This is a genomic window from Thermomonas sp. LB-4, assembly GCF_036409385.1.
GTDB lineage: Bacteria > Pseudomonadota > Gammaproteobacteria > Xanthomonadales > Xanthomonadaceae > Thermomonas.
Genome location: NZ_JAXOFT010000004.1, coordinates 103972 through 115869, shown reverse-complemented (window position 1 = coordinate 115869; position 11898 = coordinate 103972). Strand labels below are relative to the sequence as shown.

Annotated in this window: 7 protein-coding genes; 4 read left to right on the top strand and 3 right to left on the bottom strand. The window is 68.4% G+C overall.

Going from position 1 to position 11898, the window contains the following annotated elements; translation table 11 throughout:
- Positions 1–42: 42 nt before the first annotated feature.
- Positions 43–1089: a LacI family DNA-binding transcriptional regulator gene (locus SPK54_RS05195; protein ID WP_330946865.1), complete on the top strand. Its 1047-nt coding sequence runs from the start codon at positions 43–45 to the stop codon at positions 1087–1089.
- Here the strand turns inward: SPK54_RS05195 and SPK54_RS05190 are convergent, their stop codons facing one another.
- Entirely contained in the window at positions 1090–2790 is a 1701-nt protein-coding gene (locus SPK54_RS05190; protein WP_330946923.1) for an alpha-amylase family glycosyl hydrolase, read from the bottom strand.
- A gap of 17 nt (positions 2791–2807) precedes the next feature.
- The gene (locus SPK54_RS05185) at positions 2808–4295 is read right to left on the bottom strand and encodes an MFS transporter (RefSeq protein WP_330946864.1); all 1488 of its coding nucleotides are present in this window, start codon (positions 4293–4295) and stop codon (positions 2808–2810) included.
- Positions 4296–4459: 164 nt separating this feature from the next.
- Between SPK54_RS05185 and SPK54_RS05180 the strand changes: the two genes are divergently transcribed.
- The 3 genes from SPK54_RS05180 to SPK54_RS05170 all read left to right on the top strand — a co-directional run bounded on the left by SPK54_RS05180 (position 4460) and on the right by SPK54_RS05170 (position 11143).
- Positions 4460–6070 (top strand): alpha-glucosidase family protein, encoded by a 1611-nt coding sequence (locus SPK54_RS05180; protein WP_330946863.1) that lies wholly within the window; start codon positions 4460–4462, stop codon positions 6068–6070.
- Positions 6071–6133: 63 nt separating this feature from the next.
- The gene (locus tag SPK54_RS05175; RefSeq protein ID WP_330946922.1) at positions 6134–8170 is read left to right on the top strand and encodes a glycoside hydrolase family 97 protein; all 2037 of its coding nucleotides are present in this window, start codon (positions 6134–6136) and stop codon (positions 8168–8170) included.
- Between the two features lie 237 nt (positions 8171–8407).
- The gene (locus SPK54_RS05170) at positions 8408–11143 is read left to right on the top strand and encodes a TonB-dependent receptor (RefSeq protein ID WP_330946862.1); all 2736 of its coding nucleotides are present in this window, start codon (positions 8408–8410) and stop codon (positions 11141–11143) included.
- Positions 11144–11248: 105 nt separating this feature from the next.
- Here the strand turns inward: SPK54_RS05170 and SPK54_RS05165 are convergent, their stop codons facing one another.
- Complete coding sequence (locus tag SPK54_RS05165; RefSeq protein ID WP_330946861.1) at positions 11249–11896, bottom strand: bifunctional 4-hydroxy-2-oxoglutarate aldolase/2-dehydro-3-deoxy-phosphogluconate aldolase; 648 nt, start codon at positions 11894–11896, stop codon at positions 11249–11251.
- Positions 11897–11898: the final 2 nt, after the last annotated feature.

Here is an 11898-nt window from a genome sequence, read left to right as displayed (position 1 = left end):
CGTCCGTGCCGGCGGGCGCGCAGCCGTTGCTACACTCCGGCCATGACCGAAGCGCGCCGCTCCCGCAAGAAGACCCGGGTCACCTCGCTGGACATCGCCCACCGGGCCGGGGTGTCGCAGGCCACGGTGTCGCGGGTGCTGGCCGGCAGTCCGCTGGTCAACGCGGAGACGCGGCGGCGGGTGGAACTGGCGGTGCGCGAGCTGAACTACAAGGTGGACCGCCACGCCTCCAGCCTGCGCACGCAGCGCGCCGGCACGCTGGCGCTGCTGCTGTTCGAGGATCCCACCCAGGACGATTCGCACATCAACCCGTTCTTCCTGTCGATGCTGGGGTCGATCACCCGCGCCTGCGCGCGCCACGGCCACGACCTGCTGGTGTCGTTCCAGCAGCTGTCCGACGACTGGCACGCCGACTACGAGGACAGCATGAAGGCCGACGGCCTGATCCTGCTGGGCTACGGCGATTACCTGGCCTACCAGGCCAAGTTGGAGCGGCTGGTGGAGCAGGACACGCATTTCGTGCGCTGGGGCCAGGTGGAGCAGGGCCAGCCGGGGATTTCCATCGGCTGCGACAACCATGCCGGCGGGCTGTTGGCGGGCCGGCACCTGCTGGCGCAGGGGCGGCGCAGGATCGCGTTCCTCGGCGACGCTTCCAACCGCTTTCCGGAGTTCTTCGCCCGCTACCAGGGCTGCGACGCGGCGCTGCGCGAGGCCGGAGCGGCGATGCTGCCGGAGCTGCAGGTGGACGCCGACAGCACCGAACAGGCCGGCGCCGACGCCGCCAATACGCTGCTGGCGCGCGCGCTGCCGTTCGATGCGGTGTTCGCCGCCAGCGACCTGATCGCGATTGGCGCGATGCATGCGCTCAAGCAGGCCGGGCTGCGCATTCCCGAAGACGTGGCGGTGGTGGGCTTCGATGGCACCTCGATGGCGCTGTATGCCAACCCGCCACTGACCACGGTGGTGCAGGACACCTCGAGGGCCGGCGAGCTGCTGGTGCAGGCGCTGCTGCAGCAGGTGCGCGAGCAGCCGGCGCAAAGCGCGATGCTGCAGCCCGCGCTGGTGGTGCGGGCCTCCAGCGGCGGCTGATTATCGCGGCAGCCGGGCGCCCGCCATTGCCGCGTCCAGCGCCGCCGCCAGCACCGGGTCGGTGACCGGCGCATCCAGCAGGTAGACCTGCACGCCATGCGCCGGCACGCTGGTTTCGAGCGTCCCACCCGCAGCGACCTCGACTACGCCGCCATCCAGTGCCGACGTCCAGCGTCCCGCCTGCAGCATCGAATCGATCGCAAAGCGCTCCGCAGCATCGCCCTTGTTGAGCAGCACCAGCGCGATCTGCGCGCTGCCAGCGTGCTGGTACACCCTGTAGAACGCCGCGCGCGTGCCCTGCAGCTTCAGGTTGACCTGCAGGCCGCGCTGCAGCGCCGGCGAGGCCTCGCGTACCTTGGCGATGCGCGCAAGCGCGGCGCGGATCGGGCTGGCCTTGGCCGCGGCGATGCCCTCCACGCCGAAGTAGTTGCGGTTGCCGCCGTGCTCGGGCCGGCCGCGCATGAAGCCCATCTCGGAGCCGTAATAGACCACCGGGATGCCGCGCGCGGTGAACAGCCAGTTGTGGGCATCGATGAAGCCGGCGTCGCTGGCGTCCATCCGCGGCATGTCGTGGTTGTCGTAGAAGGTGGCGAGGTCGTAGGGGTTCGCGTACGGCCCGCCGGTGAGGTGCAGCGCCGGCGCCAGCCGTTCGAAGCCGGCCTGCTTGCGGCCGAAGGCCTCCTCCATCGCCTGCTTCATCGGGAAGTCCAGCACGCTGGTCTCGCCATGGCCGGGGAGGGTGTGGCGGGCGATGGTGGCGGCGTTGTAGTCGAAGGCTTCGCCGAACATGAAGAAGCCCGGATGCTTTGCGCGGATGCGGGTGGTGAACTGCTGCCAGAACGCATCCGGCATCCACGCGATGGTGTCGATGCGGAAGGCGTCCGCGCCCTGTTCGATCCACTGCTCGTAGGCGCCCGCCAGATAGTCCAGCACCGCGGGGTTGCGTTCGTTGAGGTCCGCGAGCTGGGCAAGGTTGCCGCTGGCGTATTTCTCGCCATCGACCGGGCCGGTCGTGTTGTAGAAGCGATGCAGCGGGTTGTGCGCCGGGTCGAGCTGCTCCGGCGGCAGGTTCTGGTGGTCGGCGATCAGCTTGCCGTCACGGTCGTAGATCTTGCCGAAGCCGGGTTGGTCTCTGGTCATCCCCCACGCCGGCGAACCGTGGTTGCCCACGATGTCCAGCACCAGCTTCATGCCCTTGCCGTGCACCGCGTCGGCCAGCCCGCGGAAGTCCAGCCCGGCGCTGGGCAGGTGCTCGTCGAGCTGGTAGAAGTTCACGCCCCAGTAGCCGTGGTAGCCGGTCTTGCCCTTGTCGGCGAGGCTGCCGCCGCAGGTGGGCGCGGTGCCGCCGGTGAACGGCTCGTCGGGGTTGTCCACGACGGGGGTGATCCACACCGAGGTGAAACCCATCTCGCGGATGTAGCCGAGGTGGTCCGCCAGCCCGCGGAAGTCGCCGCCGAGGTAGCCGATGTTGCCGGCCACGCCGTTGCAGGGCGCCAGCGGGATGTCGAAGGTGCCCTGCGCGCGCTGGTCGTTGGCGGTGTCGCCGTTGACGAAGCGGTCGGTGACCACGAAGTACACCGCTTCGCGGGCGAACGGTTCCAGCGTGCCGTAGTAGTCGCTGGACTGGCGCGCGGAGGACGGCGCGGTGCTGGCGCAGCCGCTGGCCGCGGCGATCAGTGCGAGGGTGAGCAGGGTGCGGATCGGGCGCATGGCGGGCCTCAGGCGTGGGCGACGGGTTCGGGCACGCGCAGCACGCACGCGCCGGCGACGAGCAGGCTGGCGCCGCCCAGCACGAGGATCTTCGCCGGATCGTCGGCGAACACGTGCTTGAGGATGTAGCCCAGCGTCGCCACCGCCACCAGCTGCGGGATGACGATGAAGAAATTGAAGATGCCCATGTACACGCCCATCTTGCGCGCGGGCAGGCTGTCGGAGAGCAGCGCGTAGGGCAGCGACAGGATCGAGGCCCAGGCGATGCCGACGCCGGCCATCGACAGCAGCAGCCAGTTCTCGTCGGGCAGGAACGGGATCGAGGCCAGTCCCAGCCCGCCCAGCGACACGTTGACCAGATGGCTGCCGCGCAGGCCGAAGCGGCGCGCCATCCACGGGATCGCGATCGCCGCCAGCGCGGCGAAGCCGTTGTAGGCGGCGAACAGCACGCCCACCCAGTTGGCGCCGGTGTTGTAGGCGGCCGAGGCGGTGTCGGTGCTGCCGTAATACACGCTGGTGACGGTGGCGGTGGTGTAGATCCACATCGCGAACAGCGCGAACCACGAGAAGAACTGCACCACCGCCAGCCGGCGCATGGCGGTGGGCATCGCGTAGATGTCGTGCATGACCTGGGCAAAGCCGTTGTCGCGGCCCACCACGTTCAGTGCCAGCAGGGCCACGCCGTAGGCGGCCAGCAGCGCGCCCAGCAGGTACAGCTCGCGCGGCAGGCCCTGCCAGGCCACGCCGGCCAGGCCCAGCCCGCCCAGCAGCAGCCACAGCAGCCCGAAGCGGGTGGCACGCGCCTGGTCGAGCGGGGCGCGGTCCAGCGGCGGCGCCTGGTCGAAGGCCTGCAGCGCTTCCGGCGGATATTCGCGGGTGCGCAGCACCGTCCACGCGATTGCGCCCAGCAGCACGCCTGCGCCGGCATAGAAGGCATAGCGCACGGTGTCGGGCACTTCGCCGGGCCCGGCGGTGTTGGCCACGCCCCATTTTTCCAGCAGCCACGGAAGCAGGCTGGCCACCACCGAGCCAATGCCGATGAAGAAGCTCTGCATCGCATAGCCCTTGGCACGCTGCGACACCGGCAGCTGGTCGCCGACGAAGGCGCGGAACGGCTCCATCGACACGTTGATGGACGCGTCCAGCACCCACAGCAGGCCGGCGGCGATCCACAGCGTCGGCGAGTCGGGCATGAACAGCAGCGCCAGCGAGGCGAGCAGCGCGCCGGCGAGGAAGTAGGGGCGGCGCCGGCCCAGCCCGGTCCAGGTGCGGTCGGACAGGTAGCCGATCACCGGCTGCACCAGCAGGCCGGTCAGCGGCGCGGCGATCCACAGGCCCGGCAGCGAATCCATCTCCGCACCCAGGGTCTGGAAGATGCGACTGACGTTGGCGTTCTGCAGGGCGAAGCCGAACTGGATGCCGAGGAAGCCGAAGCACATGTTCCAGATCTGCCAGAACGACAGCTGCGGCTTGGCGGTGGTGCCGGTGGTGTGCATGCGGTCCCCTGTGCGCGCGATGGCCGGCCGGGACGGGCGGCGGGGTAGATATACCGCACCGCTTCCGCCGCGCCGTGCATGTAAACGTATTCACGCACCAACGGTGCCGCAGCCGTGGCGACGCGCGGCATAGTCCGCGCTTGTCGCAGGGGCGTGGAGCGGGAATGGCTGGACAGAACTGGTGGCGCGGCGCGGTGATCTACCAGATCTACCCGCGCAGCTTCCTCGACACCAACGGCGACGGCGTGGGCGACCTGCCGGGCATCCTGGCGCGCCTGGACTACATCGCCTCGCTGGGCGTGGACGCGATCTGGATCTCTCCGTTCTTCACTTCGCCGATGGCCGATTTCGGCTACGACATCGCCGACTTCCGCGGGGTCGATCCGCTGTTCGGCACGCTGGCCGATTTCGACCGCGTGCTGGAAAAGGCGCACGCGCTTGGCCTGAAGGTGATGATCGACCAGGTGCTCAGCCACTGCTCGGTCGACCACGCCTGGTTCCAGGAGAGCCGGCAGGGCCGCGACAACCCGAAGTCCGACTGGTTCGTCTGGGCCGACGCGAAGCCGGACGGTACCCCGCCCAACAACTGGCTGTCGATCTTCGGCGGGGTGGCGTGGACGTGGGAACCGCGCCGCGGCCAGTACTACCTGCACAATTTCCTGTCGTCGCAGCCGCAGCTGAATTTCCACAATCCCGAGGTGCGCGCGGCGCAGCTGGACAACCTGAAGTTCTGGCTGGACCGCGGCGTCGACGGTTTCCGCCTGGACTCGATCAACTTCCCGTTCCACGACGCGCAGCTGCGCGACAACCCGCCCAAGCCTGCGCACCTGCGCACCGGACGCGGCTTCAGCGCCGACAATCCCTACGCCTTCCAGTACCACTACTACAACAACACCCAGCCGGAAAACCTGGCCCTGCTGGAGGACGTGCGCGCGCTGCTGGACCGCTATCCCGACGCTGGCGCGCTGGGCGAGATTTCCTCCGAGGATTCGCTGGCCACCACCGCCGAGTACTGCACGCCGCAGCGGCTGCACATGGGCTACAGCTTCGAGCTGCTGACCACCGACTGCAGCCCGGCCTACATCCGCGCCACGGTGGAAGCGCTGGAAGCGAAGATAACCGACGGCTGGCCCTGCTGGGCCATCTCCAACCACGACGTGCAGCGTGCGGTGACGCGCTGGGGCGGTGGCGACGATGCGGCGATGGCCAGGCAATTGCTGGCGCTGGTGTGCTCGCTGCGCGGCTCGGTCTGCCTGTACCAGGGCGAGGAGCTGGGCCTGCCCGAAGCCGAGGTGCCGTTCGAGGCGCTGCAGGATCCCTACGGAAAGGCGTTCTGGCCCAACTTCAAGGGCCGCGACGGCTGCCGCACGCCGATGCCGTGGACGGCCGCGGACGACGCCGGCTTCAGCAGCGCCGTGCCGTGGCTGCCGGTGCCGCCGTCGCACCGCGCCCTGAGCGTGGAGGCGCAGGAGCGCGATCCGGCCTCGGTGCTGCATGCCGCGCGCGCCTTCCTGCGCTGGCGCAGGCAGCAGCCGGCATTGGTGCAGGGCACGATCCGCTTCCTGGATGCGCCGGCGCAGGTGCTGGCACTGGTGCGTGAACACGCCGGGCAGCGGCTGCTGCTGGCGTTCAACCTGTCCGCACAGGCCTGTGACTGGACGCTGCCGGCGCCGGCCACCCTGCTGGATGTGCCGGGCTTGCCAACACCCGCCGTGGAGGCCGATGTACTGCGGCTGCCGCCGCGCGGCGTGGCCTGCGCGGTGCTGGCGGACTGACCGGAGGAGCGGATCATGCAGGGGAAGACGATGGGTATCCCGATGCGCGTTTCGCTGCTGGCGATGGCGCTGGTACTGGCGGTGCCGGGTGTGGCGCTTGCCGAACAGGTGGCGCAGGTGAAGTCGCCGGATGGCCGCATCGCGGTGCAGCTGGATCTCAACGGCGAAGGCCGGTTGGCCTACCGCGTGCTGCGCGACGGCAAGCCGGTGATCCGCGACTCGCGGCTGGGCTTCATCTTCCGCAACGGCCGCCAGCTGCTGCGCAACCTGGCGTTGGAAAAACAGGCGCAGCGCAGCGCCGACAGTACCTGGGAGCAGCCCTGGGGCGAGCGCCGCTACGTGCGCGACCATTTCAACGAACTGCGCGCCGGCTTCGTCGAGAAGGATGGCGACCGCCGCCGCTTCGACATGGTGTTCCGCGTGTTCGACGACGGCATCGGCTTCCGCTACGACGTGCCGGCGCAGCCGGCGCTGCGCGAGGCGCAGATCGTGCAGGAACTGACCGAGTTCGCCGTCGCCCGTCCGGCCACCGCGTGGTGGATCCCGGCGCTGGAGTGGAACCGCGAGGAATACCTCTACCACCGCACGCCGCTGCCCGAAGTGGCGGTGGTGCAGACGCCGATCACCCTGCGCACCGACGATGGCCTGCACCTGGGCATCCACGAAGCTGCGCTGGTCGACTATGCCGGCATGAACCTGATGCGCGGCGGCGACGGCGAGCTGCGCGCGCTGCTGACGCCCGGCAGCCCCGCACCGGTGGTGCGCAGGACGCCGTTCGCCACCCCGTGGCGCACGATCGCGATCAGCGAGCGCGCCGGTGGGCTGGTCGAGTCCAACCTGATCCTCAACCTCAACGAACCCAACGCGCTGGGCGACGTGGGCTGGTTCCGGCCGTCGAAGTACGTTGGCGTGTGGTGGTCGCTGCACCTGGATACCGAAAGCTGGGCGACTGGCCCGAAGCACGGCGCAACAACGGAACACACCAAGCGCTACATCGACTTCGCCGCCGCCAACGGCTTCCGCGGCGTGCTGGTGGAAGGCTGGAACGTGGGCTGGGACGGCGATTGGTTCGCCAACGGCTGGGGCTTCGACTTCAGCAAGCCCACCCCGGACTACGACCTCGCCGCGCTGTCGAAGTACGCCGGTAGCAAGGGCGTGCACCTGATCGGCCACCACGAAACCGCCTGCGCGGTCAGCCACTACGAGCGGCAGATGGACGCCGCCTTCGCGAAGTTCGCGACGCTGGGCATCGACGCGGTCAAGACCGGCTATGTCTGCGACGCCGGCCAGATCGAGCGCCAGGACGCGCCCGGCGCGCCGGTGCTGCGCGAATGGCACGAGGGCCAGTGGATGAGCAACCACCACCTGCGGGTGGTGCGCGACGCGGCCAGGCGCCACGTGGCGATCAACGCCCACGAGCCGATCAAGGACACCGGCCTGCGCCGCACCTATCCGAACTGGATCTCGCGCGAAGGTGCGCGCGGCATGGAGTTCAACGCCTGGGGCAACCCGCCGAACCCGCCGGAACACGAAGTCACGCTGGTGTTCACCCGCCTGCTGGCGGGACCGATGGACTACACGCCGGGCATCGTCAGCCTGACCGGTCGCAACGGGCAGGAGATACAGAGCACGCTGGCGCGCCAGCTGGCCCTCTACGTCGGCATCTACAGCCCGATCCAGATGGTGGCGGACCTGCCGGAGCATTACGCCGCGCATCCCGAAGCGTTCCGCTTCATCAGGGATGTCGCGGTGGACTGGGACGAGTCGAAGGTGCTGGCCGGCGAGGTGGGCGAGTACGTGGCGATCGCGCGCAAGGCGCGCGGCGCGCCGGAGTGGTTCATCGGTGCGCTGAACGACCGCAGCCCGCGCACGCTGGCGCTGGCGCTGGACTTCCTCGAACCCGGCAAGCGTTACCGCGCGGAGATCTACCGCGACGGCGAAGGTGCCTCGTTCACCGGCGATGCCCGCTTCCGCTTCGTCCGCGAGGAAAAAACCGTGACCCGCGGCGACGTGCTGCCGCTGTGGCTGGCCGGCGGTGGCGGCGCGGCGGTGCGCTTGCTGCCGGTTGCGCCGGAAGCGGTTTCCGCGGCGTCGCCCTGAGCCTTGCGCGGACGCTTCGGCGGGCGCGCCTGCGGGCGCCATTGGTTTTTTGCTGCAAGCCAGCATTGGCGCGGGCTGCAAGGCATCCGCCGGGAGCGGCAATGAATACGTATGCAGCATCTTCTGTTGGCCGATGGCGCGACTACCATCGCAATGTTCATGTGATGCGCGTGGCGCAGGCATGAGGAGCGGACGACCACAGTCCGCCATTTCCGAGAACCATTTCTGGAGGGGAACATGGTGCACTTGAAGCGAAACCTGTTGAGCGTGGCGCTGGCGTCGGCCGCGCTTTTGTTGACCGCGCAGGCACATGCGCAATCCGCCGGCGAGACCGAACAGGGCGAGCAGGCTGCAGCCGCCAAGAAAAAAGCCGATGACGCCAAGAATCTCGACAAGGTCGTCGTTACCGGCATGCGCGGTGCGATCGAGCGCTCGATCGACACCAAGCAGGCGTCCACGTCCATCGTCGAATCGATCTCGGCCGAAGACATCGGCAAGCTGCCCGATTCGAGTATCGCCGATTCGATCGCGCGCCTGCCGGGACTGACCGCGCAGCGCGAGCGCGGCCGCGCTTCCCAGATCAACATCCGCGGCTTCAACGGCGACTTTTCCACCGCGACGCTGAACGGACGCGAGCAGGTCAGCACCGGCGACAACCGCGGCGTCGAGTTCGACCAATATCCGTCCGAGCTGCTCAGCTCGGTGCTGGTCTACAAGACCCCGGACGCCTCGCTGGTCGGGCAGGGCCTGTCCGGCACCGTCGACCTGCGCACCGTGCGTCCGCTCGATTACGACAAGCGCGTGGTCAACATCGGCGCGCGCTACGAGCAGAACAAGATCCGCAGCCAGAAGGAAACGGGGAATCGCTTCAACGTTTCGTACATCGACCAGTTCCGCGACAACACCATCGGCCTGTCGATCGGCTATACCCACCTGGATAGCCCGCAACCCGGCTACCAGAACGAAGTCTGGGGTTATACCGACGGCCCGAATGGCACCACCGTGCTGGGCGGCGGCAAGCTGTACCGCTTCGACGACAACAACAAGCGCGACGGCGTGGCGGCCACCCTGCAGTTCCGGCCGAACGACTTCTACGAAGGCACGCTGGACTGGTTCCACTCCAAGTTCGAGAAGACCGAAATCAAGACCGGCATGGAGTTCGGCACCGTCTGGGGCAGCGGCCAGCTGCAACCCGGCTACACCGTCAGCGGCAACAACACCATCACCGAGAGCACCTGGGCCAACGTGCATCCGGTGGTGCGCATGGACAGCAACCCGATCACCGACAAGCTCGACTCGATCGGCTTCAACAACAAGTTCCGCGTCAGCGAACACTGGACCATCAACGCCGACCTCTCGACCTCGAAGGTGGACCGCGACATGCGGTTCCTCGAAACGTACGCCGGCCCGAAGGCCAACGGCGGCGCCACCGCGATGGACCTGGTGCTGGATCCCAGCGGGAAGTTCAACAACTACCTGTTCGTCGCCGACCTTGGTGCCGCGAATCTGGAGCTGAAGGACAACGGTGGCTGGGGCCAGGACGGGTACCTGAAGGACTTCACCGTCACCGACAAGCTGGACGCCTTCCGCATGAACGCGATCCGCTCCTTCGATACGGGGGTGGTCAGTGCCATCGATTTCGGCCTCAACTCCAGCCGCCGCACGAAGCGGAAGGGCTCGTCGGAAGCGAAGCTTTGCCTGCAGGTCGATCCGGGCAATGCCGAGAACTGCCTTGCCGGCGGCAGCGCCGCCTTCCCCGGCGAGGACCAGTCCTTCGGCTTCGGCGGCCTCGATACGCTGGGCTACATCGACGCCAATGACCTGCTGGACTCGGGCACCTACACGCTAGTGCGCAAGTACCACAAGGACATCGCCGCCAAGAACTGGTCGGTGACGGAAAAGCTGACCACCCTGTACTTCAAGGCCGACCTCGACACCGAAGTGGCGGGCAAGCCGCTGCGCGGCAACGTCGGCTTCCAGCAGGTCTTCGTCCATCAGGATTCCGAGGGCTACAGCACGTTCGCGGGCAATGCGGCGGGCTCGGCGGCGACCGATGGCGCCAGCTATTCGGTGTTCCTGCCCAGCCTCAACCTGGGCCTGGAGTTCCTGCCGGATACCTTCCTGCGCTTCGGGGCAGCCAAGCAGATGGCGCGTCCGCGCATGGACCAGATGAAGGCCGGCATGGACGTGAACATCGACACCACGCGTGGCGACTGGAGTGCCGGCGGCGGCAACCCGAAGCTGAAGCCGTGGCTGGCGCATGCCTACGACCTGTCGCTGGAAAAATACTTCAGCACCGCGCAGGGCAACCGTGGCTATTTCGGCGCTGCGTACTTCCGCAAGAACCTGCTGACCTACATCTACCAGCAGAACGACCTGCCGTTCGACTTCGCCGGCTTCCCGCTGCCCCCGCCCAGTGCTGGCCAGGTGGTGTATCCGACCTCCACCGTGGGGCGCATGAGCCAACCGGCCAATGGCGAAGGTGGTTCGCTGCACGGCCTCGAGCTCACCGCTTCGGTGCCGCTGGACCTGCTGTGGAAGCCGCTGGATGGCCTCGGCATCATCGCCACCTATTCCGATACCAGCAGCTCGATCCATCCGAATGGCCCCGGTACTTCCGAGCCCATCTCGGGGCTGTCGAAGTACGTGTCCAACGTCACCGCGTACTACGAGCGCGGCGGGTTCTCGGTGCGCTACAGCAGCCGCTCCCGCTCGGCCTTCCGCGGCGAAACCCGCGGCTTTGGCGCCGACTACCAGACGATCGACATCGCCGGCGAGACGGTGCAGGACGCGCAGCTGAACTACAGCTTCCCGGACAGCAGTGCGTTCAAGGGCCTGTCGCTGTACCTGCAGGTCAGCAACATCGGTGACGAGCCGTTCTCCACCTACAACTCGGGGGATCCGGCGAACCGCCCGGTGTCGTACTTCGAGTACGGCAAGACCACGCTGATGGGCTTCAGCTACAAGTTCTGAAGCCAGCTTCATCTCTGGGCCACGAGCCAGCCCCGCCGGCGCCAGCCGGCGGGGTTTTTCCTTGCGGAAGCGCGGGTATGGCTGGCGCGGGGGAGTGCGCGGGGGTCAGCGCGGCAGCGCCGCCGCCTCGCGCGCCAGCCGGCCGATGCGCGCCCAGTCGCCGGACTTGATGGCGTCGCCGGGCAGCATCCACGAACCGCCCACGCAGGCGACGTTCGGAAGCGCCAGATAGGCCGGCGCTTTCTCTATATCGATTCCGCCGGTCGGGCAGAACCGCGCCATCGGCAGCGGGCCGGCCAAGCCCTTGAGCGCGGCCACGCCGCCGCTGGCCTCGGCGGGGAAGAACTTGAAGCGCTGCCAGCCGTGTTCCAGCCCGCGCATCAGCTCGGAGGCCGTCGCTATTCCGGGGATCAACGGGATTGCGCAGCGCTTCGCGGCTGCATACAGCGCATCGGTGCAGCCGGGCGAGATGGCGAACTGCGCGCCGGCCGCCTCGACGCGGCGCAGGTCGGCTTCACCCAGCACGGTGCCGGCACCCACGCAGGCCTGCGGCAGTTCGCGCGCCAGCAGGGCGATGGCGTCCAGCGCGCAGGCGGTGCGCAGGGTCACTTCCAGCACCGGCAGGCCGTTGTCGGCCAGCGCGCGGCACAGCGGCAGTGCGTCCTCGAGGCGTTCGATGGTGATCACCGGCACCACCGGCGCGCGGGCGAACACGGCATCGACGAGCTGGCTGTGGCGGGCGGTGTCGAACATGC